General features: G+C 72.9%; 24 protein-coding genes and 3 pseudogenes. 11 read left to right on the forward strand and 16 right to left on the reverse strand.

From position 1 onward, the window contains the following. The first annotated feature begins 15 nt into the window (after positions 1-15). Positions 16-960: a WYL domain-containing protein gene (locus FB457_RS27690; protein ID WP_145783641.1), complete on the forward strand. Its 945-nt coding sequence runs from the start codon at positions 16-18 to the stop codon at positions 958-960. A gap of 6 nt (positions 961-966) precedes the next feature. Here the strand turns inward: FB457_RS27690 and FB457_RS27695 are convergent, their stop codons facing one another. Then, positions 967-1179 carry a hypothetical protein gene (locus FB457_RS27695; RefSeq protein ID WP_145783643.1) on the reverse strand — a complete coding sequence of 71 codons (213 nt, stop codon included), beginning with the start codon at positions 1177-1179 and terminating at the stop codon, positions 967-969. A gap of 209 nt (positions 1180-1388) precedes the next feature. Here FB457_RS27695 and FB457_RS36455 point away from each other — a divergent pair. Together FB457_RS36455 and FB457_RS36460 are read left to right on the forward strand one after the other, a co-directional pair. Continuing rightward, positions 1389-1466: pseudogene (locus tag FB457_RS36455) on the forward strand (hypothetical protein); the annotation flags it as partial. Positions 1467-1753: 287 nt separating this feature from the next. Next, positions 1754-2566 (forward strand): NACHT domain-containing protein, encoded by an 813-nt coding sequence (locus FB457_RS36460; protein ID WP_347615280.1) that lies wholly within the window; start codon positions 1754-1756, stop codon positions 2564-2566. Here the strand turns inward: FB457_RS36460 and FB457_RS27705 are convergent. The 5 genes and pseudogenes from FB457_RS27705 to FB457_RS27725 form a co-directional block, all read right to left on the reverse strand. Next, positions 2493-3536, reverse strand: a complete 1044-nt coding sequence (locus tag FB457_RS27705) for a serine hydrolase domain-containing protein (protein WP_047019459.1) — start codon at positions 3534-3536, stop codon at positions 2493-2495. The genes FB457_RS36460 and FB457_RS27705 overlap by 74 nt on opposite strands. A gap of 14 nt (positions 3537-3550) precedes the next feature. Further along, on the reverse strand, positions 3551-4471 hold the full coding sequence (locus FB457_RS27710; RefSeq protein WP_145783645.1) for a DUF6895 family protein: 921 nt from the start codon (positions 4469-4471) through the stop codon (positions 3551-3553). Then, a complete protein-coding gene (locus tag FB457_RS27715) occupies positions 4468-5229 on the reverse strand; it encodes a hypothetical protein (RefSeq protein ID WP_253911552.1) in 762 nt (253 codons plus the stop codon). The genes FB457_RS27710 and FB457_RS27715 overlap by 4 nt, the downstream gene beginning before the upstream one ends. A gap of 62 nt (positions 5230-5291) precedes the next feature. Further along, positions 5292-5486, reverse strand: coding sequence for a hypothetical protein (locus tag FB457_RS27720; protein ID WP_047019457.1), 195 nt, complete (start codon positions 5484-5486; stop codon positions 5292-5294). 232 nt (positions 5487-5718) lie between these two features. Then, positions 5719-6371: pseudogene (locus FB457_RS27725) on the reverse strand (class I SAM-dependent methyltransferase). Positions 6372-6753: 382 nt separating this feature from the next. On the opposite strand from FB457_RS27725, the gene FB457_RS27730 reads away from it, so the two are divergent. Further along, positions 6754-7386, forward strand: a complete 633-nt coding sequence (locus FB457_RS27730; protein ID WP_486589149.1) for a VOC family protein — start codon at positions 6754-6756, stop codon at positions 7384-7386. A gap of 115 nt (positions 7387-7501) precedes the next feature. Here the strand turns inward: FB457_RS27730 and FB457_RS27735 are convergent, their stop codons facing one another. The 6 genes from FB457_RS27735 to FB457_RS27760 all read right to left on the reverse strand — a co-directional run bounded on the left by FB457_RS27735 (position 7502) and on the right by FB457_RS27760 (position 15287). Continuing rightward, positions 7502-8590, reverse strand: a complete 1089-nt coding sequence (locus FB457_RS27735) for an acyl-CoA dehydrogenase family protein (protein WP_145783646.1) — start codon at positions 8588-8590, stop codon at positions 7502-7504. Then, complete coding sequence (locus FB457_RS27740) at positions 8590-9525, reverse strand: VOC family protein (protein ID WP_047019455.1); 936 nt, start codon at positions 9523-9525, stop codon at positions 8590-8592. Before FB457_RS27740 ends, FB457_RS27735 begins: the two co-directional genes overlap by 1 nt. A 41-nt stretch (positions 9526-9566) precedes the next feature. Continuing rightward, on the reverse strand, positions 9567-10310 hold the full coding sequence (locus tag FB457_RS27745) for an enoyl-CoA hydratase/isomerase family protein (RefSeq protein ID WP_047019454.1): 744 nt from the start codon (positions 10308-10310) through the stop codon (positions 9567-9569). 22 nt (positions 10311-10332) lie between these two features. Further along, entirely contained in the window at positions 10333-11586 is a 1254-nt protein-coding gene (locus FB457_RS27750; RefSeq protein ID WP_047019453.1) for an acyl-CoA dehydrogenase family protein, read from the reverse strand. Then, a complete protein-coding gene (locus FB457_RS27755) occupies positions 11583-13172 on the reverse strand; it encodes an AMP-binding protein (RefSeq protein WP_047019452.1) in 1590 nt (529 codons plus the stop codon). Before FB457_RS27755 ends, FB457_RS27750 begins: the two co-directional genes overlap by 4 nt. Before the next feature lie 282 nt (positions 13173-13454). Beyond that, positions 13455-15287 carry a protein kinase domain-containing protein gene (locus tag FB457_RS27760; protein WP_145783648.1) on the reverse strand — a complete coding sequence of 611 codons (1833 nt, stop codon included), beginning with the start codon at positions 15285-15287 and terminating at the stop codon, positions 13455-13457. A 234-nt stretch (positions 15288-15521) separates the two neighbouring features. Here FB457_RS27760 and FB457_RS27765 point away from each other — a divergent pair, with 234 nt between their 5' ends. Together FB457_RS27765 and FB457_RS35430 are read left to right on the forward strand one after the other, a co-directional pair. Beyond that, positions 15522-15959 (forward strand): hypothetical protein, encoded by a 438-nt coding sequence (locus FB457_RS27765; RefSeq protein ID WP_047019450.1) that lies wholly within the window; start codon positions 15522-15524, stop codon positions 15957-15959. A gap of 70 nt (positions 15960-16029) precedes the next feature. Then, positions 16030-16176 carry a hypothetical protein gene (locus FB457_RS35430; RefSeq protein ID WP_164492620.1) on the forward strand — a complete coding sequence of 49 codons (147 nt, stop codon included), beginning with the start codon at positions 16030-16032 and terminating at the stop codon, positions 16174-16176. A gap of 100 nt (positions 16177-16276) precedes the next feature. Here FB457_RS35430 and FB457_RS27770 read toward each other — a convergent pair whose 3' ends face one another. After that, positions 16277-17302, reverse strand: a complete 1026-nt coding sequence (locus tag FB457_RS27770; RefSeq protein ID WP_047019449.1) for an ArsR family transcriptional regulator — start codon at positions 17300-17302, stop codon at positions 16277-16279. A gap of 257 nt (positions 17303-17559) precedes the next feature. Further along, complete coding sequence (locus tag FB457_RS27775) at positions 17560-17922, reverse strand: peptidoglycan-binding domain-containing protein (RefSeq protein ID WP_078898577.1); 363 nt, start codon at positions 17920-17922, stop codon at positions 17560-17562. A 785-nt stretch (positions 17923-18707) separates the two neighbouring features. Here FB457_RS27775 and FB457_RS27780 point away from each other — a divergent pair. Next, entirely contained in the window at positions 18708-19607 is a 900-nt protein-coding gene (locus FB457_RS27780) for a ThuA domain-containing protein (RefSeq protein ID WP_253911550.1), read from the forward strand. A gap of 390 nt (positions 19608-19997) precedes the next feature. Beyond that, positions 19998-21200 carry a PP2C family protein-serine/threonine phosphatase gene (locus FB457_RS27785; protein WP_047019446.1) on the forward strand — a complete coding sequence of 401 codons (1203 nt, stop codon included), beginning with the start codon at positions 19998-20000 and terminating at the stop codon, positions 21198-21200. 57 nt (positions 21201-21257) lie between these two features. Here FB457_RS27785 and FB457_RS27790 read toward each other — a convergent pair whose 3' ends face one another. Further along, positions 21258-21590 (reverse strand): hypothetical protein, encoded by a 333-nt coding sequence (locus FB457_RS27790; RefSeq protein WP_047019445.1) that lies wholly within the window; start codon positions 21588-21590, stop codon positions 21258-21260. Continuing rightward, on the reverse strand, positions 21553-21954 hold the full coding sequence (locus FB457_RS27795) for an ANTAR domain-containing protein (RefSeq protein ID WP_253911549.1): 402 nt from the start codon (positions 21952-21954) through the stop codon (positions 21553-21555). The genes FB457_RS27790 and FB457_RS27795 overlap by 38 nt, the downstream gene beginning before the upstream one ends. A 143-nt stretch (positions 21955-22097) precedes the next feature. Here FB457_RS27795 and FB457_RS27800 point away from each other — a divergent pair, with 143 nt between their 5' ends. The 3 genes and pseudogenes from FB457_RS27800 to FB457_RS36465 form a co-directional block, all read left to right on the forward strand. Further along, positions 22098-22472 (forward strand): helix-turn-helix transcriptional regulator, encoded by a 375-nt coding sequence (locus FB457_RS27800; protein WP_078898575.1) that lies wholly within the window; start codon positions 22098-22100, stop codon positions 22470-22472. A 294-nt stretch (positions 22473-22766) separates the two neighbouring features. Further along, a complete protein-coding gene (locus tag FB457_RS27805) occupies positions 22767-23438 on the forward strand; it encodes a DNA polymerase ligase N-terminal domain-containing protein (protein WP_047019443.1) in 672 nt (223 codons plus the stop codon). Between the two features lie 343 nt (positions 23439-23781). Next, positions 23782-23912 (forward strand): annotated as a pseudogene (locus FB457_RS36465) (B/F/G family RNA polymerase sigma-70 factor); the annotation flags it as partial.

Genomic DNA, 23912 nt, shown 5'->3' on the forward strand with positions numbered 1-23912 from the left:
GCATAACCTGCCCGGATGCCGACCGACCTCAGCCCCACCGCGCGGGCCCTGCGCACGACGGAGCTCCTCCGGGCCCGCCCCGGCGTGACCGCGGACGAACTCGCCGCCGAGCTGGGCGTCACCGAGCGGGCGGCGCGCCGGTACGTCGGGATCCTCCGGGAGGCGGGCGTCCCGGTGGAGTCGGCCCGCGGCCCGTACGGCGGTTACCGGCTGGGGCGCGGCGCGCGGCTGCCGCCGGTGGTCTTCACCGAGGCCCAGGCCCTGGCGCTGGTCATGGCGGCGCTGGACGACGCGGACGAGCTGGTGGGCAAGGCGCTGGACAAGGTGATCCGGGTGCTGCCGGAGAGCGTCGGCCGGCAGGCGGCGACGCTGCGGGACCACGCCGCTGCCGCCCCCGACCCGAACTCGGCCCGCCCCGACCCGGCGACGACCGGCGCGCTGGTCGCGGCGTGCGCGGAGCGGACGAGCGTGCGGGTGACGTACCGCAGCGAGTCGGGGCGGGAGTCGGAGGGGCTGGTCGACCCCTGGGCGGTGGTCGTACGCCACGGGCGCTGGTACCTGCTGTGCCGCTCCCACCGCGCGGACGCCATCCGCACGTACCGCGTCGACCGCATCGGCGAGGTCCGCCGGACGACCCGCGCCTTCGCCCCGCCCGACGGCCTCGATGCGGTCGCGGTGCTGGAGGAGAACCTCGGCGCGGGCTGGGAGTACCCGACCCGGGTGGCGTTCGACGCCCCGGTGGCGGAGGTCGCGCGCTGGGTGCGGCCGCCGATGGGCCGCCTGGAGGCGGCGGGCGACGGCTGCGTGCTGGCCGGCAGCACGAGCGCGCCGACGATGTACGCGCGGGACTGGCTGGCCCGGATGCCGTTCGCGTTCCGCGTCGAGGGCGGCCCGGAGCTGCGCGCGGCGGTCGCGGCGCTGGCGGCGCGGCTGACGGCGGCGGTGGAGCCGGAGGCGTAGCGCGAGTCACGTCAGCGCGCCGGCGACGAGGGCGAGCAGCGCGGTCGCCACGGTGAGGGTCGCGCCGAAGGCGGCACCGGCGCGCAGCAGGGCGGCGGGAGCGGAGGCGCCGTCCCAGTGGGCGAGCAGCCCGGTGGCGACGCCGGCCAGGAGGGCGAGCAGGCCGGCGACGAGGAGGGCGAGCGCGAGGATCGTGAGCGTGGTCGGCGATGCGGGCATGTTTCTGTCCCCTTCCGGCGAGACCGTGCGGTCGGGAACGAAAATGGCCGGAGCGGCGTACGCGGGAGTGCGGAGCGTACGAAGATGAACACCGGTGTACGGGCCGCGGGGAGGGACCGGGAGTGCGGGCGGACGGCAGGGACGAGCGGGAGGTGCAGGCGGAACTGGCGCGGCGCTTACGGCTGTTGCGGGCCGAGCGGCGGCTGACGATGGGCGGTCTGGAGCGGCGGGCGGGGCTGGGGCACACGACGGTCAGCCGCGCGCTGAACGGCTCGGCGCTGCCGAGCGAGACCACGCTGGTGGAGCCGGCACGGGCGCTCGGCGCGGACGCGGGCGAACTGCTGGAGTTACGCGACAGAGCGCAGCCGCCCAGGGCGAGGCTGGCTCCCCCGGGCGGCACGGCGGCGTTGTTCGAGGAGCGCTACCGCCGCTACGTCGCCGGACGCCACGGCATGCTCTCGGTGATCGGCCTGGACCTGTCGCGCCCCGACCGGGCCCGCTGGCCCCTGGACGCCGCCTACCTCAGCCTCGAACTCGCCACCCCCTGCACACCGCCGTCACCGACGGCGGCGCCATGGCCGCGGGCCCCGGCCACCGCACCGAGGTCCGGGTGGAGCGCGCCGAGCAGGCGCTGGCGGGGCTGCGGCGGGTACTGGTGCGGGGCCTGGCAGGCTGCGGCAAGACGGCGCTGCTCCAGTGGCTGGCGGTGTCGACGGCAGACGGAGCGCTACCGGGCGGGCTCGGCCAGCTCAGCGGGGGCGTGCCGTTCTGGCTGCCGCTGCGCACGCTCGTACGCCGCGGCGAACTTCCGGCTCCGGAGGAGTACTTGGCCGCGGTCCGCTGCCCGCTGGCGGCGGCGCAGCCGCCCGGCTGCTCCCTCCTCCTCGGTCCGACAGCGGCCCCTCACCTCCGGCTGGACGGCATCGAGCGCTGGCCACACCTCTCCCACCTCAATCTCTGCTGCCCCGTCGAGGGCGTCGCCCGGGCGGCCGAACTTCCTCTACTCGAGAGCCTTTGGCTCCAACTCGAGGCCAGCCTGAGGATGCTGGCGCTCCTGCCGCCGTCTCCACAGGTCCGCCAGCTCCACGTCTACTCGCAGCCCGGCGACATCGATCTGTCCCCGGTGCCCGTGGCACTTCCCGGACTCACGACCCTCATCGTCATGTGCCACCGTAATCACCGGGAAGTCGATCTCACGCCCTTGCGGAACATGGCCGACCTGACCAAGTTTGTGATCCGGAAGGCCACCACCGTCCGGGGCGTCGAGCACTTCTCCGAAGGCACCGTCACCCGCTATCCCCGCCCCCGCAACGTCACTTGGCCTCGCCCAGCGCCAGCGCCCGCAGCAGCAGATACGACGACTGGACGAACCTACTTCTCAGCGTGACACCCGAGTTGGTGAGGGCCACCACGCACACCTCCCGTTCCGGGCTCAGGCCCGCGAACGCCGTGCAGCCGCGGGTCGTGCCGCTGTGGAAGTACAGCGTCGCCCCCGAGAGGGTGCGGACGCTCCACGCCAGGCCCGACTTCTCCTCGTAACCCGCGGGCAGTTCACGGATCCGTACCGCCTCCGCCAGCGGAATCCGCAGCGGCTGGGGCGTGTCCGAGTCCTCCGGGTGGAGGTGCGCGCGGAGGAAGCGGATCAGGTCGTGGGCGCTGGAGCGCACCGCCCCCGCGCCGGGGAGGGCGGGGATGACCCAGGGCGGGCGGCGGCGGCCGTGCCAGTAGCCGACGGCGTACGCGGGGTCCGGGGCGGCCGGGGCCGCGGTGCCGGTGTCGGTGAGGTCCAGCGGGTCGAGGACGCGCTCGCGGAGCATCGATCCGTAGTCCGTCCCCGCCCCGTCGGCCAGCAGCCTGCCGAGCAGGCCGACGCCGAGGTTGGAGTAGCGCATGAGGGTGCCGGGCGGGTGGTGCACGACGGCGCGGCCGAGCGCGGGCAGCAGCATCTCGGGTGTGAACGACCGGTACGGGTTGGCGAACCAGGACGGCAGCCCGTTGAGCACCAGCCCGGGCGGGAGCCGGGGCAGGCCGGAGGTGTGGGTCGCCAGGTGCTCGTAGGTGATGGCCCGGCCGTGGCCGCGCGGGAGGGCGGCGTACGGGAGCCGTTCTGCGATCCGGTCCGTGAAGCTGACCTCCCCGCGCGCCGCGGTGTCGGCGAGCAGCAGCCCGGTGAAGGTCTTGGTCACCGAGCCGACTTCGAAGCGCGTGCGGTCGGTGACCGAGGCGGTGCCCTTGCGGTCGACACCGCCGCGGCACAGCGCGCGGTACGTGCCGCCCGCGAAGACCGCGACGACGACCGCCGCCCGCGGTTCCGCGGCGGCGGCCACCGCTTTGAGGGGCTGGTCACGGAGGTTCACGTCGCCGCCGCCGGCTAGGCGCCCAGGCGCGAGAGCACGAGGGATCCGGCGACCGCGGCGACCGCGGCGGTGTGGTAGTGGTCCTCGAATCTCCGGTCCTCGTCGTCCGTGCCGGTCCTGCCGTCGCGCGGGAGCAGCCCGTCCTCGTGCTGCACGGCGGCCAGCCGCCGCCAGGCGGCCGGTTCGAAGGACGGCTCGGGCATGCAGGCGTCGACGATGAGGAGTTCGGCGACGAGGTCCCACTCCTCGATCTCCAGCCACACGTCCGTCCACACCGGCAGCCAGGTCGCCAGATAGTCGCGCAGGCGGGACGGCAGGGCCTGCGGTTGCGCGCCCCAGTCGGTGAGATGGAAGACGGTGTGGGTCACGTGGTACGCCGTCATCCAGTCCATGGTCCACGGCTCGGGCGTCGCCCCGAGCCAGGTGGCCGCGGTGCGCGCGGGCCCGTCGGTGCGGTCGGCGACCCCGATGATCCGGGCCGCGTTGGCCACCGCCATGCGGCGGTTGGGCACGTGCTCGTACTCGCGGAAGGACGTGAGAGAGGTCAGGTGGGCGAGCAGTTCCTGGAGCGGCTCGTGCCGGTAGCCGGCGCGGTGGAAGTGGACGTACGTCTCCAGCGGGTCGGTCATGGCGGGGAACCGCAACTGCCGCTCGTAGAGCAGGTCGCCGCCGCGGAGCTGGTCCCAGGCGAAGTCGAGCAGTTCCGCGGCCGCGTCGCGCTCGGCGGCGGGGAACGCGTCGTCGCGTACGACCAGGGATCCGGCCAGTGCCAGCTCGGCCAGCGGCTTGTAGACGCTGTCGGGCTCGGCCAGTTCGGCCGTCGCGCCGTCGGCGAACGTGCCCCGTGCACGGTTGCGGTGCAGCCAGCCCAGGGCGCCGGGGCCCAGGCACAGCGCCGCGGTACGTACCGGATCCACCGGTCCGGGGGCGGTCATCGCGGGCCCCCTTCGGCCGCGGCCAGGAGTCTTCCGGCGATGGCGAGGTCGAGCGCCGTACGGGCGTTGGGGGCGCCCCACAGGCGCAGGTGTTCCAGCGCCGTCGGGACGTCGAGGGCCGGCGAAGCGCCGCGGCTCTGGGCCAGGGCGAGCCAGCGTACGAGCCGGGCCGCGGTGGGGTGGTCACGGCGCATCAGGGAGCGGACCGCGCCCTGGCTGAGCGCCCGGACGTGCAGACAGGCCCGCTGCTGGTAGGGCCCGTCCACCTCCGGAAGCGCCAGCGGGGCGAGCCGCGCCATGCGCTGCGACCGCTCCTGCCACGTCAACTCGGTGTCCTCGGCGTCCTCGGCGAACCCGGCGATCTCCACCACCTCGGCGATCGCGGCGCGCTCGGAGTCCTCCTCCGCGTACGGGACCGCCGCCCGGGCCCCGGCCGCGCCGCGGGCGAGCAGCGCGGCGGTGGTGCGGTCGCGCCAGCGCGCCTCGGTGCTGTCACCGGGGCGGGGCGGGAAGACCCGCAGGGCGGAGCCCAGGGTCTCCCGGTCGGGCTGCGGGAGCGGCTGGCGGCAGAAGAGCGCCGGCGCGAACAGGTCGGGTCCCAGGACGCGCACGGCGGCCAGCGCGGTGGCGTCTGCCGGCCGGTCCGCGTGGGACACGGCCGGCAGCGGAACCCGGGTGCCCCGGAGGGCACCCAGGACGCGCCCGGCCAACTGCTCCACCGCTTCGGCGTACCCGGCCCCCAGCGCGGCATTCGACATCGGGCGCTCACCTTCTGCTGTCGGTCACGGACGTGGTTGTTCGAGTTCGGGTCCGCGGACCGTTACGAGGGGCGCGACTCCTTCGGGGCCCTCGGGGACAGGAGCGCGAGGAGCAGCAGGACTCCGGCGCCCTGCGGGGTGTACACGGGCGCGTCGCTGAACGGTGCCTCCGGCTCGTCGACCAGCGCCGTGAGCGCGGCCCGCTCGGCCACGCCGGCCCGGACGGGGAAGAGACCCGGGGTCGTCTGTGCGGACATCTTGCCTCCAAGAGTCGTCCCCTCGCGAATCGCGACGGGAGGGAGTGACTGCGCCGCGCCAGTGACGAGCGCGACGGGTGCGGCCGGTGGTCACCCATCCGGCTCACTGCGCCAACGTCGGTGTCCCCTCCCCGCCCGCCACTTAGATCCCACGAGGATGGAGACCACACGATGGGTGCTCTCGGAAGCACTGAGGTTTAGCAGGCCGAACGGGCCGCCTCAGGCGGCCCGTTCACACCCTGCCTATCAGGACGTAACGCTCGTCGGCGACCGGCCCGCCCCACAACTGCTCGTCGGCGCCGAGGTCTTCGACCCGGACGCCGGCCACCGGCGGGCGCACCGCCCCGGCCAGAGCTTCCGCCCCGACGCCGCCGCTCCACGGCAGCACTCCCGTGCCCGGCCCGTACGGCTCGGCGGCCGGCTCCGCGCCGCCCCAGCACCCCTCGACCAGCACGAGCACCCCGCCGGGGCGGAGCCGTGCCACCCACTCCCGCAGCGCGGCCTCGGGCTCCGGCAGGGTCCACACCAGATGCCGGGAGAGCACGGCGTCGAACCTCTCGTCCCCGGTCGGCGGAACCGAGGCGTCCGCCACGAGCAGCCGGGCCCGCAGCCCTGCCGCCGCCACCTTGGCCCGCGCCTGGCCGACCATCCGCGGCGCCAGGTCCACACCGGTGACCCGGTGCCCGGCGGCGGCCAGCAGACAGGTCAGCGAGCCGGCCCCGCAGCCGACGTCGAGCACGTCGGCCGCCGGGCGCGGCATCCACGCGTCCAGCCGACCGCCCAGGCGGCCCGGGTGGACGCGTCCCGCAGCCCGTGATCGGCTTCGTCGTCGAAAGTGCCTGCCTGACCGTCCCGGTAGGCGCCGATGGCCCCGGAGTGCGTCATACCCGGATCGTCGCACCCGCCACTGACATCACCGCCGGGCTCCGCGCACCGGCGCACGACAGGCTCACCCGACGGCGCACCCGCACCCCGAACCGGCCCCGCCCCCCGCCTCCCGTCCACCCGCGGGCTGGGGACGGGGGGTCTGGCGCGCCCCCCTACGCCGTTACCCCAAGATCGCCGAAGGACGGGGCGTGCTCGCCGGACACTCCTTCCGCGGCCCCGTGACAGGCCAGGCCGCCACCGGAAAACCCCAGGTCAGGAAAGTGATGTACAGGGCGGCGTGCGCCACGGGCAGGGGCGGGAGCGGGACGTCGCCTCGCAGCGGGGTCCGCGGTCTGGAAGAACTTCCCCTTCTGGGCCGTTATAGCCACTCAGGACTACGGTGTCCGAGGCCGTCGAGAAGGAAGCGCAGATCATGGACATGAGACTCGAAGTCGTCGTCATACCCGTCGCCGACATCGACCGGGCCAAGGACTTCTACCTCGCGCTGGGGTGGCGCCTCGACGCCGACGTCACCACGGACGGGCACTTCCGGGTCGTGCAGGTGACCCCGCCGGGTTCGTCCGCTTCCGTCGTCTTCGGCACCTCCGTGACATCCCTGGCGCCGGGCTCGGCGCAGGGCCTGCACCTGGTCGTCGACGACATCGACGCCGCGTACGGAGAGCTCACGCGGCTCGGTGCCGGGCCGAGCGAGGTCGTCCACCACACCGCCGCCGACGCCGGGGCTTCCGGGCCGGATCCGGGGCGCCGCGGCTACGGCTCGTTCCTCTCGTTCAGCGACCCGGACGGCAACGGCTGGGTCGTCATGGAGATCGCCACGGGCCTCCCCGGACACGAGGAGTCCCCGGCCCGCGACGCGGACGAGGAGCGGGGATCCGAGCGCTACCGGCACCTCCCGCCGCGTATCGCGCTGGACGACACGATCGCCACCCAGCCGGCCACGCCGAGGCACGACCCCGACAGCGGGCGCGACCGTGAGCGCGACTTCCTCCTGCACTACGCCGCCGGAGACTGACCCCGACCCGCCGAGCCGCCGCGGCCGCGCCCTCGCGCGCCGACGCTGCGTCCCGCAGGGCGAAAGCCGCACACCCCGTCGCCCGCACCGGGCGGGCGACGGGCGCCGGTACCGCTCAGGCGGGCCAGCCCAGGTGGTCCGCCACCCGGTCCCAGTGGTGGTCGGCATCGCCGAAGGCCAGCGCCCACGCCGCCATCTGGCCGGAGAAGAAGTGCAGGTCGTGCTCGTGCGTGAAGCCGATCGCGCCGTGCACCTGGTGGCCCGTGTCGCAGACCCGCCGGCACGCCTCGCTCACCCACGCCTTGGCCATCGACACCTCCGCCGCGGCGTCCAGCCCCTCCGAGAGCCGCCAGATCGCCTCGTACGCCATGAAGCGCGAACTCAGCACGTCGATGGCCATGTTCGCGCAGTGGTGCTGGACCGCCTGGAAGGAGCCGATAGGCCGGCCGAACTGCTCCCGCTCCGCGGCGTACGCGACCGTCAGGTCGAGGACCCGCTGGGCCGCGCCGACCATCGCGGCGCAGGTGGCGGCGGCGCCGTACGCGTCGATCGCCTGGGCGACCTCGCGGCCGGCGGGCAGGGCACGGTCGCGGGGCACCCTCACCCCGTCGAAGCGGACCCGGCACGGCCGGTCGGCGCCGACGGCGTCGAGCGGCTCGCGGACGACGCCGGGCGCCGAGGCGTCCACCAGCAGCGCGGGCCCCTCGCCGGGCACGACGAGCAGGTCCTCCGCGGCCTGCGCGTACGGCACGAACTCCGCCGTGCCGTCGAGCACGAAGCCGTCGCCCGCCCCGACCGCGGCGATCTCGCCGCCCGTGCCGTCCCAGCGGCCAGGCACGGCGCTCATGACCCGGCCGCGGGCGATCTCCCCGAGCCACCGCGCCTGCTGCGCCTCCGTGCCGAACCGGGCGAGGGGCAGCCCGCAGCACGCCGCCGTGGCCAGGAAAGGGCTCGGCACCAGGGCGTGCCCCATCTCCTCCACGACCAGGCACAGCTCCAGGAACCCGGTGCCGACGCCGCCGTGGGCCTCCGGCAGGGCCAGCCCGGTCCAGCCGAGCCCGACCATCTCCTTCCACAGCGCGGCGGAGTAGCCGGCAGGCTCGCCGGCCACCGCCCGCGCCCCGGCGCTCGCGCTCCGCGACTCCAGCAGCCCGCGGGCGGTGTCCTTGATCAGCTCCTGGTCCTCGGTGAGCGTCAGGTCCATCAGTCCACCGGCGGGATCTTGTCGGACCGCACCCACACGCCGGGCCGTTCCTCCCAGAAGAGCTGCACGAGCACGCCGCCGGTGTGCTTCGGGTGGATGAACGTGTCGCGCCAGGCGGCGCCGTCGGTGCTGCCCTCGTTCTCGCCGAACGTCGGCACGCCGTGGTACGCGCAGGCCGCCGCCGCCCGGTCCCAGTCGGCGACCTCGAACGTCACGTGGTGCGCGGCGGCGCCGTTGCGGTCCCAGAACCGCTCGATGAACGAGTCCTCGCCGCGCGGCATGATGACCTCCCAGCAGATCGTCGATCCGGGGATGTTCAGCACGAGGTCCGCCATGTCCGGGTGCTCGTCCCCGGGCGTCCGCCAGACCTGCACGAAGCCGGCGAGCCGCTCGTACCAGCGGGCCAGCTCGTCGCGGTCGGGGAACGCCTGGCACACGTGGTCGAGGGCGACGATGCCGAGCGAGGGCGCGTCCGGGGGCTCGGCGGTCACCGGTACGGCGGGGCCGTCGCCGCACAGGTCGAGGCCGCCGGGGCCGCGCAGCCGGAACAGCACGCCGGGGCCGCGCTCGGGCGGCGACAGCGACGCCTCCAGCCAGCCGCCGTCCCCGCCGGCCGCCGGCTTGACGCCGAGCGCCTCCAGCTCGGCGCGTACCGCGGCGAGGTCGGGGACCTCCGCGGCGACGTGGTGCAGTCCCGGGCGGCCGCCCTGGCCGTCCAGGAACTCCTGGACCGCGGACCGCTCGCCGGCCGGCGCCAGCACCTCCCAGGTGTGCCCCGGGTTCCCCGGCAGCTCCAGTCGTACGCCGCGGCAGCCCTCTTCGGGGTTCTCCCAGCTCCGCGTAGAGCGGAACCCGAACAGGCCCTCCAGGAGCGCCACCTGCGGCTCCAGCTCCGGTGCGACCTGGCCGATGTGGTCGATCCGGTAAATCCGCACAGATCCTCCTCGCTCGTTTCCACTCCCGGGCCCGGCACCGCTCAGCTCGGGTGCGGCTCGATCCAGTCGTACTCGTTGGTGACCAGTTCCTTCACGAGCCGCAGGTTGTACCGGTTCATCGCCGCGATCCGCTCGGCCAGTTCACCGACCCGCTTGTCGAACTCGTCCGCCGGATACACGTCGTTGACCAGGCCGATCCGCTGCGCCCGCGCGGCGTCGAGCCGGACGCCGGTGAAGAGCAGCTCCTTGGCCATGGCCTTGCCGACCCGGCGCGGCAGCCGCTTGACGCCGCCCCAGCCGGGCGCGGACCCGCCGAACTCCGGCTGGTCGGGGTCGCCGTCCTCGGTCATCTTCGGCCGGTACGGCGGGCGGGCGGAGAGCGTGATCTCGACCAGGCCCATCTTCGCGTCGTCGGAGGCGACGATGAAGTCGGCGGCCAGCGCCAGCTCCAGCCCGCCGCCGACGGCGTAGCCGTGCACGGCCGCGACGACCGGGACGGACAGCCGTTCCATCATCGCGAACGTCTTCTCGCCGAGCCGCCCCTGCTCCACCCGCTCCTGCTTGGTGAGCTGCTCCGACCAGCCGAGGTCCATGCCCGCGCAGAACGCCCGCTCGCCGGCCCCCCGCAGCACCACCACGCAGACGTCCTCGTCGTCGTCCACCTCGGTGAAGAACCGGCGGAGTTCGTGCATCGTCGTCGGGGTGAGCGCGTTGAGCTTCTCGGGCCGGTTCAGGGTCAGCCAGGCGACCCGCTCCTCGATCTTCAGGTCGAGGGTCTCGTACATGGAGAGGACTCCTCCTTGGTCGTTATCGGCTGCGAGGCAGGTTCAGGCCCCGGGTGGCGATGACGTCGCGCTGGATCTCCGACGCGCCGCCGAGGAAGGTGGACGCGACGGAGTCGCGCGACATGTGGGTGAAGACGCCGCCGAGCGGGGCGTCGCGGCGCTGCCAGAGCTGGGCGGACCGGCCGAAGGCCGCGGCGCCGGTACGGGCCAGGCGCTGGTGCAGCTCCGCGCCGAAGAGCTGGTTGACCGACGCCTCGTAGCCGGGCACCCCGCCGGCCGCCTGCTTGGACACCGTGTAGCGGGCGAGGTTGTACTGCACCCGGATCTCGGTGTGGCGGCGGGCGATCTCCCGGCGCAGCGCGGCCCCGGTGTCGGCCCTGAGGTACGCGCGGCCCTCGTCGGAGCCGACGTAGCCGACGAGCTCCGACAGCGCCTGCTCGTACTTGATCGTGGCGCCGATGCCGGCCCGTTCGAAGCTCAGCGCGGTCATCGCGACGTACCAGCCGCGGTTCTCCTCGCCGACCCGGTCGGCCGCCGGCACCCGGACGTCCTCGAAGAAGATCTCGCAGAACGGCGCCGCCCCGCGGATGTCGGTGATCGGGCGGATGGTCACCCCGGGAGCGGTCGCGTCGATCAGCAGGAACGTGATGCCGCGGTGCGGCTTCGCCGCCTCCGGATCGGTGCGTACGAGCACGAACAGCCAGTCCGCGTACTGCCCGAGCGAGGTCCACACCTTCTGCCCGTTCACCGTGTACGTGCCGGTGGCCTCGTCGCCCTCGCGGACCGCCCGGGTGCGCAGCGAGGCGAGGTCGGAGCCGGAGCCCGGCTCCGAGAAGCCCTGCGCCCAGGTAACCTCGCCGCGGGCGATCGGCGGCAGGTGTGCGGCGCGCTGCGCGGCGGTGCCGTGCTCCAGGAGCGTCGGGCCGAGCAGGAAGGCGCCGATCCCGTTCACGGTCGGGACGCGGGCGCGCATCATCTCCTCCTGGAGGACGAACTCCTCCAGCGCCGGCAGTCCCGCGCCGCCGTACTCGGCCGGCCAGTGCGGCGCTATCCACCCGCGCTCGGCGAGGGCCGCCGCCCACGCGCGGGCCCCCTCGCGCCGCGCCGGGTCGTCGGAGAGCCGGTCGACCGGCCAGTTGTAGCCCCAGACGTCCTCGGGTTCGAGGCTCTGCTCGGCCTCGGGGTCCGGCACATAGGCAGGCGGGAAGCGGTCACGCACGAAGGCGCGCACCTCCTCCCGGAAGGCCGCCTGCTCCGGGGTGTCCGCCCAGTTCACGGCGTCTCCTCCCGGTCCCAGGTGCCGGGGGTGAGGCCGTGGTCGCCCTCGGCCCGCAGCCGGTACTTGGCGACCTTGTCGGTGGGCGTGCGCGGCAGGGCGTCGATGAACTCGATGTAGCGCGGGACCATCGAGCGCGGCAGCCGCTCCGCGCAGAACGCCACCAGTTCCGCGGGCTCCAGCGCCGCTCCCGGCTGGAGCACGACCGCCAGCTTGACGTCCTCGTCGCCCAGCTCGGAGGGCACGCCGATGGCGGCCGACTCCAGGATCGACGGGTGCAGGTTGACCTCGCACTCCAGGTCGAAGGCCGAGATGTTCTCGCCGCGGCGCCGGATGGCGTCCTTCATCCGGTCGAGGAAGTAGAAGTAGCCGTCGGCGTCGCGCCACACGCGGTCCCCGGTGTGGAACCACATGTTGCGGAAGCAGTCGGCGGTGGCCTCGGGGGCGCCGTAGTACCCCGTGGTGATGACGAACGGCTGCCTGGGCCGTACGACCAGTTCGCCGGGCTCGTCCGCCCCGACTTCGCGGTCCCACTCGTCGACCACCGCCACCTCGAACCGCTCCTCGTGGGCCTGCCCGCACGAGCCGAGCCGCCACTCGCCGTACGGGCTGGCGGTGGCGATCCCGACCTCCGTGCTGGTGTACGTCTCCACCGAGCGGACGCCGAAACGTTCCCACAGCGGCTCGTCGAGGCTCGACTTGCCCATGTAGAAGGTCTCCAGCGGGTGTTCCTTGTCGCGCTCGGTGCGCGGCTGGTTGAGCAGGATCGGGATCATCGAGAAGACGCTCATGGCGACCTGCGCGTCGAACAGGCGCACGTCATCCCAGAAGCGCGAGGCGCTGAAGCGCTCGACGATGGCGATGGCCCCGCCGGCGAGGAGCGCCGACATCACGCCGTCCCAGAGTCCGGCGGCGTGGAACAGGGGCAGCGGGCAGTACGTCGTCTTGCCCCAGCGGTCGAGGAAGTCGAGCGAGTCCAGCGCGCAGGTCAGCGCCAGAGCGTGCGGGATCATCGCGCCCTTGGAGGGACCCGTGGTGCCCGAGGTGTACATGATCGCCTGGAGGTCGCCGAAGCCGACGTCGACGCGCGGTGCCTCCACGCCGTTGGACAGCAGGCTGGACAGCGTCGCGGCGGGCTTGCCGAGCGCGCCGAGCCGGACGTCGGACGCGCCTTCCGTCCGTACGATGAGGCGGCCCAGGTCGGGCAGGTGCCGGGCCACCTCCGGGAGTCTGTCGGCGTACGGCGCGTCGATGATCAGCGCCGAGGCGTCGGAGGAGTGCAGGACGTGCCGGAGCAGTTCGCCGCGGTAGCCGACGTTGATCGGCACGGCGACGGCGCCCAGCCGGGCCAGCGCGAAGATCACGTGGATGAAGTCGGCGCAGTTGGGGAGCATCACGCCGACGTGGTCGCCCCGGTCGATGCCCGCGGTGGCCAGTCCCTGGGCCACGCGGTCGGCCATCGAGTCGACCTCGCCGTAAGTGACCTCGCCCTCGCGGAATTTGAGGAAGGTCTCTGTCCGATGGGTTTCGGCCCGCTCTCGGAGTACGTCACCGAGGACGAGGCTCGCCAGCGCTTCGTTCCGCATTCGAACCTCTTGCTTCGCTTTTGGGCGGCACTGATTCGCTTGCGACGGTGGAACCGATATTGACTATCAAGGTCGTTGATATCGGACCACGAAAGAATGCGCCTCGCAAGGGTGCTTGGCGCCGCCCCGCGGGCGCCCGGACCGGCCCGGCAGCCAACTCAGCCTGTACGGCGGCGTGTTGGGGCAAGACGCGGATGCGTCGGCTCCTTGCGGCAGACAGCGGCGCCCGGCGCGGAGTACGCGCCGGGCGCCGCTGTCTGCGGACTTCGTGCCGGAAAGGGCCTAGTCCTCCGTGGTGGGTTCCTCCGCGTTGCGCCAGATCGTCAGGTCGAAGGTGACGTACGACGCGTCACCCGACTCCCGCTTCCCGCGGTACGTCGCCACCGCGATATGGCCCGCGTCGCTGAGCACGCAGAACTGCGAGCCGTCGCCGACCTGGTCGAGAGTGATCTTCTCGGTGAAGCGGGTCTCCGCACGGCAGGTCTCCAGGGAGCCCTGCTCCGAGTTGTTCAGCAGGATGAACTTCCCGTTGTCGGTGCCGATCCAGGAGTCCGAGAAGAGGGTGTCGACGTAGTAGTACAAGTCCTTGCCGCTGTAGGCCACGTCGCCTTCCTCCGGCCGCGGAGGGTTGTCGGCGAGGTTGAGGGCGTAGTTCTGCGTCACGTCGACGCCCTCGTACGTGACCGGCTCCGGGTCGACCGGCTTCTTCTCCGCGTCCGAGGCCGCCCCCTCACCCGAACTGTGCGAGCCGCCGCCGGTGCTGCTGCTCGCGGGCGCCTTGCTCTCGTTGTCCTTGTCGGAGCCGTCCGGCAGCAGCGAGCCGATGATCCCGAGGACCACGAGCGCCCCCACCACGGAGGCGGCGACGATCAGCCCGGTCCGCTTCTTCTTGGGTGGCGGCGGGGCCGCGTAGGGCGGACGGGCACCCGGCGGCGGGGTGCGGTAGCCGGGAGGGGGCGTGCGGTATCCGGGCGGGGGCTGCATCGGGTGCCCGGGCGGCGGCGGCGCTCCGGGGACCCCCGGCGCGCTCTGCGTCGGCGCGGCGGCGGTCGGGGAGAACGCGGCCTGCGGGTGCGGCGTCATCTGGCCCGGTGCCGGTGCCGGATGCTGCGGTGCGAACTCGGTCGGCGGGTGCTGCGGCGCGGCCTGCGCCGGGGTCGGCGCGGCGGTCGGCTGGGGCGGCGGGGTCTTCGCCGGTTCCGGCAGCCGCAGCCGCTCGGTGATCGAGCCCACGACCGCCTGGGGCAGCCAGTCCTCGCCCTGCCGCAGCGGTTCCGGCGAGATCTCGTGGCACTGCTCGATGATCTCCGTCAGGCTGGGCCTGCCGTCCGGGTCGCGCGTCAGACAGCGCGTCACCAGGGGCAGCAACTCCGCGGGCACCCGGCTGAGATCGGGGTCCTCGTGCACGATCCGGTAGAGCACCGCGTGCGAGGGCCCTTCGCCGTACGCCGGTGAGCCGATCGCCGCGTAGGCCGCGATCTGGCCGAGGGCGAAGATGTCCGTCGCCTTGCTGACCGTCCCCGCCGCCGCCTGCTCCGGCGCCATGAACGACGGGGTGCCCACGCTCACCCCGGTGCCGGTCAGCGCGGTGGTCTCGGCGGCTCGCGCGATGCCGAAGTCGATCACGCGCGGACCGTCGGAGGCGAGCAGCACGTTGGCGGGCTTGAGGTCGCGGTGGACGATGCCCGCACCGTGGATGACGTGCAACGCCTCGGCGACGCCGACGGACAGCAGCAGCACACTGCGCAGCGGCAGCGCGCCGTGCTGCGCCACGGCGTGCGCGAGGGAGGGACCCGGTACGTACGCCGTGGCCAGCCAGGGCTGGGCGCCCTCGGTGTCGGAGTCGATGACCGGCGCGGTGTACAGGCCCTGCACCCGCTGGGCGGACTGGACCTCCCGCTGGAAGCGCCGCCGGAACTCGGGGTCCTCACTGAACTCGGGCCGGATCACCTTGATCGCGATGGGTCGGCCGCCGGGTGTGTAGGAGAGGTACACCTTGCCCATCCCGCCCGTGCCGAGCACGGCGGCGAGCCGGTAACCACCGACGACGGCCGGGTCGCTCTGCTCGAGCGGCCGGAAAAGGTTCGCCGAAGGTCCACTGGTCATGGTGATCATCCCCTGTTCACGGCAGTCGAGATCCTGCCGACACCCCGAAGTCACGGGGAGCGTACCGACTTTCCTTCGGCGTCCTCACCACGTAGGGCAACAACCCTGCAACAACAGGTTCCTTCCCGACCCGCGAAGTCCCCCAAGGAGGACTTCGCGGCGCTCCCGCTCCCGGCCCGGCCCCCGCCGGGCATGAGTACGCGTACTCATGCCCGTATCCCGCGCGCGGCGGACCATGGCTCCATGAGACAGCTCTCCGCCGTCGCGGCCGTGGGTCTCGTGCTGGCCTGCCCGGTCTGGGTGTGGTGGGTCATCGGTCCGCTGGACGCGGACTTCGACGACCTGGACTACTACATCCGGCCGCCGGACCTGCCCCCGGGTCTGGAGCCCGCACTCGGCATCACCGGGATAGCCGTCGCCGTCGTCTGCGGTCTGGTGCTCCTGGTCGCCACCTGCCTGGAGTGGTTCGACTGGCGGTGGTGGCAGGTGATCGGGCCGCTGGTCCTCGCCGGGATCGGCACCGGGTACGGCTGGCGGATCCTCACCGCCGGCGGCATCGGCGCCAACATCGGCGCCGGGTTCGTGATGTTCTTCGGGGTGCCGGCGCTGGTCGCGACGCTCGTCTGGGCGCTGGTGCGGAGCGTTCTGCTCGTACGGCAGGAGCACCGGCACCGGAGCTGACCCGGCGACGGCCGCGGCAAGTCCGGTCCAGGACACGGACGGGTTCGGCGACATCACCCGCCGCCGCCTCATGACCCCGGCCTTCCCGCTCCTGCTCCCCTGGCCCGCGACCATGGCGCGCCGGCCCGCGAGCAGAAGCGCGGCGATGACAGCCGCCGTGGCCCTGGCCTCGGGCGCGTACGGCGCCGCGGTCCTGCTGGGCGACGAACCGCCGTGAGCGGGTGTCACGGCCGGTTTCGGTGGCTGCCCGGCCGGCGTCGTGCCCGGCATGGCCGACGCGATGCCGCGGGCACGGACCCGGCGCCGGGGCCGCCGGCTCAGACGGCGGTGCCCGTGACGTCGTCCTCGGCCCGGCGCATGGCGGCGCGCAGCACCGATGCGCCCGTGGGCGTGAGGGTGTGCAGCACGGCCGGGCCGTGCCGAACGGTGGTGATGAGGCCGGCGTCGCGCAGCGCGGTGGCGTGCCTGCTGGCGGCGGAGGCCGAAACGCCAGCAGCGCGGGCGATCTCGCCGGTCGTGGCACCCGCGGACGCGGCGCGCAGGGCGACCGCCCGGGCGCGCCCGAACAGGTTGGTGAGGGACTGCTCGGGGGCGCCGTCGGTCACGGAGCGGGCTTCGGGCTCGTGGAGCAGGGAGTACCAGACCACGGGCGGCAGTCCCGGGTCGGCGAAGGCGACCGGCTCGCCCCAGTTGAAGTACGAAGGGACGAGGGTGAGTCCGCGGCCGTTCAGATAGAGGTCCCGGTCCTCGGCCTGCCTGGGGTAGGCGACCTCCAGGACGGGCGGGGACCAGCGCAGCATGGGTCTGAGTCCCGCGAGCATGCCCTCCACTCCGCCGTCGAGGAGCCCGCGGCAGCGTGCCGCCCGCTCGGCCTCGATCCGCGCCTGCACCTGCTCCGCGTGGGGAGCGACGACGCCGTCGAAGTACGCGCGCAGGATGCCCGCGAACTCCTTGCGCTCCTCCCGTCCGGCCAGTTGCCCGGCCCACGCGGGTGCTCCGACGGTACGGTCGAGGATGGTCATCTCCTCGACGACCCGTCGCGGAGGCGTGTCCAGGATCGACTCCAGTCCGGCGTCCAGGCCGTTCACCGCATCCGCCGGAGTGAGGAAGTCCGGGAAGTACGCGGCCCTTGGGTACAGGGGCAGCAGGACACTCCGCAGCACCCGCTCCAGCCCCGCCTCCCGCAGCCGTTGCCGTGCCGAGCGGTACCAGCCGGCGTAGGCCCACCGGCCCCCGCGGGACTGCAGCCGGTGCAGACTCGCGGCGATCTCGAACATGGGGTCCGGAGCGGGGGCGAGCCGGGTCCTCGCCAGGTCCACATCGGTGAAGTGAATGCGGAGCACGTCGTTCCCCCAGCCTGAGTTCGGATCCTGCCCGACAGCGCGCCTCGTCCGCCCGGCGCGGGATCTGGCCGGACGAGCGTAGGAAGCTGTGATCAGGAAACGATAAACGGCTGTTCAACGAGCGTGAACCGCATGCTTGCCGGCGCCTGCGCGTGGCAGACGCCGGGTTCGGGCAGGGGCCGGGGTGCACCGGCGGATGGAGGTGACGGCGTGTCGGGCGCGACGGGGCCGCCGGTCACGTACGCCGTCAGGGGCGGTTAGCGGTTGAACGCGTGCAGACAGCGCCAGGGGTCGGGACCGATGATGCCGTCGACGGCTGCGCCGCACCGGCTCTGCGCGTCCTTCGTGGCCGTCTCGGTGATGCGGCCGAAGATCCCGTCGATCTCCACGTTGACGTAGCCCGCCCCATTCCTGAGCAGGCACTGCGCGTGCCTGACCGCGGTGGAACCGCGCCGGATCTCCGGGCGGCTCCGGGCCTCGGGGTCGGGGTGTCCTCCGAACGCAGGAGGCCGCAGATCGAATAGAACCCGGTAGTGCGCCCCACACCGTTCACATAGCCGGCGGCGTTCCCCTCTGCTCGCCGGAACCCCCGGCCCTCGTAGATCTCCCCGTGCGGGCACACCAGGAAGTTGTAGTGAATGTCACCGACATCGAGATGACCGGACGCCCACACCTTCGCTATTCCCCTCTGGCAGTCGCGCTCCGCGGCGGGCTTGAAGGTCCCCTCCCCGCGGTGGTGGATGAAGACGCCTCCGTCCACGGCTCCCACGCCCTGTCATTCGGCGGGGGATTCTCGGCGCGCACCACCACCATGTCGACGGGGAGGCCGAGCGCCGCCGCGAGCGCCTTGATACGTGGGTCTTCGACGACATACGGCGCCCAGTGGGTTCTGGGGCGAATGTAGACGGACATGCTGGCTTTCCATCCAGAAGACGCGGCGGGGCCCGCTCCGCTGCGCCGGAGCGACCGCGGCCCGCCAGGGGGCCGACCGATACTTCATGACTCCTCGGGCGGCCTTGCCGGGTCGGCCGGCGACTTGTGTCCCCGTAGCCGCCGAGCCGGACATCGGCGCCCTCGCCGGTGTCGCCGGCAGCGGCGAGCCGGACCATGCGTGAGCCGATCACCACCGAGGTGCCGGGTTCGGGTTCCGGTACTCCTGCGCCCGGGATTCGACTCTCCTGCGTCCGGGTGCGTTCCGGGTCGTTCAGGACCTCTCGGGTGATTGCGTTGCCGGAGAGCCTCGCATACCGGCGCCGGCCCGGACAGGCACGTGCGGCACAGCTCAAAAGCCCAGGTCGCAGGAACCTTGCGGCGGCACGACGAGTTCCCCGCCTGCATGGTCGTCTTGACATGTCCCCGAAATGAGGCCGTAGTTGATGACGACATCAGAGGTGAGGGGAGTGCCATGCGTTACGCACGACAAGGCGTGCACCGTGCGTTGTTGGCGGTGGCGGCGATCGGGCTCGTCGCGACATCGGCCGTACCTGCCGAGGCCAAGTCCGAGCCGAAGGTCCTGATCTACACCGGGACGACCGGGTACCGCCACGCCGGCTCGATCGACGGCGGCATCGGCCCGATCCAGAAAGCGCTGGATCGGGCCGGGATCTCATCGGTACGAGAGGACTGCGACGGCCTCGGCGGGGCCGTCGGCAACTGCGACCACCCGGACGCGAACCCCCGCGTCTTCACCCCGGAGAACCTGGCCCAGTACGACGCGATCTTCCTCTTCAACTCCTCGTCGCAGTGGCTCGGCGGGGGCCGCCCGGGCCCGCTGTGGGACGAGGAGCAGCGCGCCGCGATCAGGGGGTTCGTCAACGCCGGCGGCGGCATCGCCGCCAACCACAACGCGGTCGACATGGGCGCCGGCGTCACCACCTGGGACTGGTGGGACGGCGCGGCCGGCAGCGCGGTCGGCACGCTCATGACCGGCCACGCCGCCAGCGACCTGAACAACGTCGCCACGGTGCGTGTCGAGGACCGCCGCCACCCGTCGACGCGCAACCTCCCGAAGGAGTTCGGCTTCGGAGACGAGCACTACAACTTCGCCCGCAGCGTACGCGGCGACGCGCACGTGCTGGCAACGCTCGACGAGGAGACATACGAGCCGGGCCCCAACGCGATGGGTGAGGACCACCCGATCTCCTGGTGCAAGCAGTACGACGGCGGCCGCATCTGGGTCACCGGCATGGGCCACTTCGCCGAGTCCTACTCGGAGAACGGCGGGAACAACAACCTCGTCAAGCACCTCACCGGAGGCATCGGCTGGGCCGCCGGCATAGGCGGTGGAAGCAAGTGCACGCCGTGACCGCCTGATCGGAACGAGCGGCACCCGACAGCGGACCCACTCCCCCCGGGCGTCCCCCACGGCCAGGCCGGTCGTCACGATCCTCCGACGACCGGCCGGCGACGCTCACGCCAGGGTTGCGCGCCGTCGACGCGCGCATCACCGAACTCCGTTCGCGACCGGGCAGGGCATCAGGGCGCCGAACGGGGCAACACTCGGTAAAACCTGAAAACCGCCTTTCAGGGACATGTGGTCCGTACTCTGGCGGTTGGTAACAGTCGCTCGGTTCCTTGTTTTCGCCTCCCGACGCCGGGGAGCGGTCTCTCGTGCATTCGGCGAGACCGCAGGCGGGCGAACTCGGGGTGTCCCTGTTCTCCGGGGTTTCTTCTGATTTCCCAGCCCACCGCGCGGATGCAGCGCGCGCTCCTGCGTGCCGGCCATCTGGCCACCTTCGAACAGATGCCCCTGCTGGTCGCCCAGCACGCCAGGACCGCGGGACTGCACCGGGCGAGGATCTTCGTGGCCGACCTCCAGGGGGAAGTGCTGCGGGAGGTGACCGGGCGCGGTTCCGACGCCGGGCGGGGCGGCCAGGAGTTCCGGATCCTCACCACCGTGCCCGGGACCGCCTATACCGAGACCCGGCTGATCACGGTCCGGACCGAGGAGCACGGCCGGTTCCGGCAGTGGATCCCCCTGCTGAACGGCGCCGAACGCCTGGGGGTGCTGAGCGTCGACACCGACCACAGCAACGACGCGGACCTGGAGGCGGTCCAGGACCTGACCTCCCTGGTGTCCCTGCTGCTGGCGAGCAAGCGAACCAACAGCGACGCCTACGCCCGGCTGATCCGGACCACGAGCATGACGGTTTCCGCGGAGATGCAGTGGCCCCTCATGCCGCCCCGGAGCTTCTCCAACGACCGGGTCACGCTCGCCGCGGCCATGGAACCCGCCTACACCACCGCCGGAGACGCCTTCGACTACGGCATCGCCGGCGAGACCACCTACCTGGCGATCCTGGACGCCATGGGCCACGACACCGCCGCCGGGCTCACCGCCAACCTGGCCATGGCCACCTTCCGCAACCAGCGCCGTCAGGGCGTCAGCCTGCCCGATACGTGCGCGGCCATCGAGGACGTGCTCATCGCCCACTACACCCACACCCGCTACGCGACCGGAATCCTGGCCGAACTCGACATGGTCACCGGGGTACTGACCTGGGTCAACTGCGGTCACCACTCCCCGGTTCTGGTCCGGGGCGGACGCTGGACGTCGGAACTGTCGTGTCCGCCGTCGCACCCCCTGGGCACCGACCTCGGCCTCCCGGTCCACGCGTGCGAGGTGCAACTGGAGCCGGGAGACCGGGTTTTGCTGTACACCGACGGCATCACCGAGGCACGGGACGCCGACGGCCGGGAGTTCGGGCGCGAACGCTTCGTCGATTTCGTCATCCGCCACCAGAGCGACGCCCTGCCCGTACCCGAGACGCTGCGCCGCCTCATCCACGCCGTCCTCGACTACCACGACGGGAAGCTCGACGATGACGCGACCGTCCTGCTCTGCCAGTGGCACGGCAACATCGACCGGCTGCCCGCCGCCACCTACCCACCCACCTGAAGGGCCGGGGCGGCGGTTCCCGCGACCGCGACTCCCCTGCGGCCGCCCCACGGGCTCTCAGCCGCCTGCCGGCTCCGTTCGTACGGGCTCTCTCACGTGGACGTCGTCGCTGTCGTGGTCGACGTCGACGGCATGGCCGGCCTGGGTGAGGGTCGCCAGCAGCGCGTAACGCAGGGCCGCCCGGATGCCGTCGTGCTCGTTGTGGCCACGTCCGGCGGGATCGAGGGCGGCGCCAGGCTCCCACCGCACCACCACGGCGTCGACGCTGCGCCGCACGTGCAGGCCCGCCGTCCCTTCTCCGCCGCCGGCGGTGACGTCGAAGCCGGCGGCGGTGAGGAGGCGGCAGACCTCGTCAAGAAGCAGATGCGGTGCGTCTGCTGCCTTCACCATCTCGCTGCCTCCACACCCGCTCGATCGCCTTGCGCATCGGAACCCGCAGGTCATCGCACATCGGTGTGCCCCCGGTGGAGGAAACCACCCACGAGGCCACGTCGCGCAGAGGGACGTTCGCGTGCTGGGAGGTCTGACGGAGCACCTGCCAGGCGTCGTCGGCATCGCCATCGAGGACGGCCATCAGAACCCCGCGGGCCTGATCGACCACCGGCCTGGTCCGGATGGCCTGTTTGAGCTGGGCGTTCTCCTCGCTCAACTCGGCCAGCCGGTGGCGGACCCACGGCGGCAGCTCGCCGAGGGCCGTGCCGGGCTCTCCCGCCGGCTGCGGTGATGGCTGAGCGGTGGTGTCGTTGTCGGCCACAGGCCGTGTGTGGGGCTTCCCGGGGTCCCTGTGCGGAGAGGGCATGACGGTCTCCTGCTCGCCTCACTCGATGACGCACGACGATTCGCGACATGAATTTCGTGTCTTACGGTACGCGAACGAAACATCGTACGATACCGGCAATGGCTACCGCACCCGAATCCCACACCGGCTGGACCTTCCTCACCAACCACGCCCGCATCCTGGCCGTGATCGCCGACAACCCCTCGGTGCGGATCCGTGACATAGCGGCACATTGCCGGCTCACCGAGCGCGCCTGCCAGCGGATCATCGCCGACCTGGAGCAGGCCGGCTATCTCTCCCGCACCCGGCACGGCCGCACCAACACCTACCGCATCCAGGAGGACGTTCCTCTGCGCCACCCGGCCGAGTCCGGCCTGACCGTGGCCACCCTCCTGGCCCTCCTGGCGCGGCACGAAGCGCCCGGGATCCGGCCGGACCCCGCGCCCCCGGCCCTCCCCCACCCACCACCGGACGATCCCGGTGGGCAGACGTAGGCGTCGATCACGAACAGACGACGACGGGACCGGACGCGGGGCAGGCAGAGGGCACACGCCTGACGGGCACCTGACACGACCCGCGCATGCCCGTCGCAGCCCGTCGCGATCCGGTCGTACGGGACCTCTCGCCAGCCCGTTCACCGACGCGCTCGTGCCGCACCCGGGCGGAGGAGTAACACGCCCGCACCACCCGGGCCCCGGCGGATGATGAAGGCCCGGACGCACGTGCCGCGAAGGAGCGGCGGGAGCACCGGCCGAGGCGGAACGAGCGAGGCGACGCAAGGGGCTGTCGTGGGCAAGAGGGACGAGCTGCGGACCTGCCGCGAGAAGCGGCACTTCGACAGGACGAGCGAGCCGGGCGGCGAACCCGCCGCGCGCGGCGAAGCCGCGCCGGGTGACGCGGACGGGCCGGCGTTCGTGGTGCAGATCCACGACGCGAGCACCGTGCACTTCGACTTCCGCCTGGAGGTCGGCGGCGTCCTGAAGTCCTGGGCGGTCCCCAAGGGGCCCTCCACCGATCCCCACGACAAGAGGCTCGCCATCCCCACCGAGGACCATCCCCTGGCCTACCTGGGGTTCGAGGGCGTGATCCCCGAGGGGGAGTACGGCGGCGGCACCGTCATCGTCTGGGACACCGGCACCTATCGCCCGCTCAGCCACGGCAGGCGCGGGCAGCCGGTGCCGTTCGGGCAGGCCATCGACGACGGCCACGCCGCCTTCGAGCTGCACGGCCGGAAGCTGTGCGGCCGGTACGCGCTCACCCGCTTCCGCGGCGGCGCCCCGGGCGGCGGCTCCGGTGAGAAGCCGATGTGGCTGCTCGTACGGACCGGATCCGGGCGCGGCACCGGCGGCACGCCGGACCCGCGGCGGGCCCGCTCCGCCCGCAGCGGCCTCACGCTGCGCCAGGTCGCCGAGTCGCCCGACGCGCCCCGGTGGCACCAGGACGGCGGCCGGCGCGGGTGAGCGCCGTCGCGGCCGGCACAAGGCACCCACGAGGACGGGCAGGGGCGCGGGCCCTGTGTGCGGCGCAGCCCTCCAAAGGACCGCTCAGGTCCCGGGCATGCGGCGTGTGGTGTGGCCGTAGGCCGGGCGATTCGCGTTTACGGCGCCGGACCTCGGGCAGGTGGACTCAAGTGCTTCGGACCAGAGGCACGCCGCGGGAGCGGACGGCTTGTCAGCCGTCGGTGCTCCGGCCGCGTACGGTCCGGACTGTCGTTCGCGGCCCGCCCACCGCTACTCCGGTATCAGGCCGCAGCCTTCCTCCCGCGAGAACCGAACGTTCGCAACTCGCCCGAGGGAGGCCCCCGTGGCGCATGTCCGGGCAAGGAGCGGGAAACACCCGCACGACGACGCACCCGACACCTCCGCACAGTTCCGCCGGCTCTCCGGCATGCCGGAAGGGCCGGAGAAGAAGGCGCTGCGACAGGACGTCGTACG

The organism is Streptomyces sp. CNZ287 (assembly GCF_007827615.1).

What these genes read in the sequence shown, in the direction of transcription:
- FB457_RS27690 (WP_145783641.1), top strand. Translation starts at nt 16, where the DNA reads ATGCCGACCGACCTCAGCCCCACCGCGCGGGCCCTGCGCACGACGGAG.
- FB457_RS27695 (WP_145783643.1), bottom strand. Translation starts at nt 1,179, where the DNA reads ATGCCCGCATCGCCGACCACGCTCACGATCCTCGCGCTCGCCCTCCTC.
- FB457_RS36460 (WP_347615280.1), top strand. Translation starts at nt 1,754, where the DNA reads ATGGCCGCGGGCCCCGGCCACCGCACCGAGGTCCGGGTGGAGCGCGCC.
- FB457_RS27710 (WP_145783645.1), bottom strand. Translation starts at nt 4,471, where the DNA reads ATGACCGCCCCCGGACCGGTGGATCCGGTACGTACCGCGGCGCTGTGC.
- FB457_RS27715 (WP_253911552.1), bottom strand. Translation starts at nt 5,229, where the DNA reads ATGTCGAATGCCGCGCTGGGGGCCGGGTACGCCGAAGCGGTGGAGCAG.
- FB457_RS27720 (WP_047019457.1), bottom strand. Translation starts at nt 5,486, where the DNA reads ATGTCCGCACAGACGACCCCGGGTCTCTTCCCCGTCCGGGCCGGCGTG.
- FB457_RS27735 (WP_145783646.1), bottom strand. Translation starts at nt 8,590, where the DNA reads ATGGACCTGACGCTCACCGAGGACCAGGAGCTGATCAAGGACACCGCC.
- FB457_RS27745 (WP_047019454.1), bottom strand. Translation starts at nt 10,310, where the DNA reads ATGTACGAGACCCTCGACCTGAAGATCGAGGAGCGGGTCGCCTGGCTG.
- FB457_RS27755 (WP_047019452.1), bottom strand. Translation starts at nt 13,172, where the DNA reads ATGCGGAACGAAGCGCTGGCGAGCCTCGTCCTCGGTGACGTACTCCGA.
- FB457_RS27760 (WP_145783648.1), bottom strand. Translation starts at nt 15,287, where the DNA reads ATGATCACCATGACCAGTGGACCTTCGGCGAACCTTTTCCGGCCGCTC.
- FB457_RS27765 (WP_047019450.1), top strand. Translation starts at nt 15,522, where the DNA reads ATGAGACAGCTCTCCGCCGTCGCGGCCGTGGGTCTCGTGCTGGCCTGC.
- FB457_RS35430 (WP_164492620.1), top strand. Translation starts at nt 16,030, where the DNA reads ATGACCCCGGCCTTCCCGCTCCTGCTCCCCTGGCCCGCGACCATGGCG.
- FB457_RS27780 (WP_253911550.1), top strand. Translation starts at nt 18,708, where the DNA reads ATGCGTTACGCACGACAAGGCGTGCACCGTGCGTTGTTGGCGGTGGCG.
- FB457_RS27785 (WP_047019446.1), top strand. Translation starts at nt 19,998, where the DNA reads ATGCAGCGCGCGCTCCTGCGTGCCGGCCATCTGGCCACCTTCGAACAG.
- FB457_RS27790 (WP_047019445.1), bottom strand. Translation starts at nt 21,590, where the DNA reads ATGGTGAAGGCAGCAGACGCACCGCATCTGCTTCTTGACGAGGTCTGC.
- FB457_RS27800 (WP_078898575.1), top strand. Translation starts at nt 22,098, where the DNA reads ATGGCTACCGCACCCGAATCCCACACCGGCTGGACCTTCCTCACCAAC.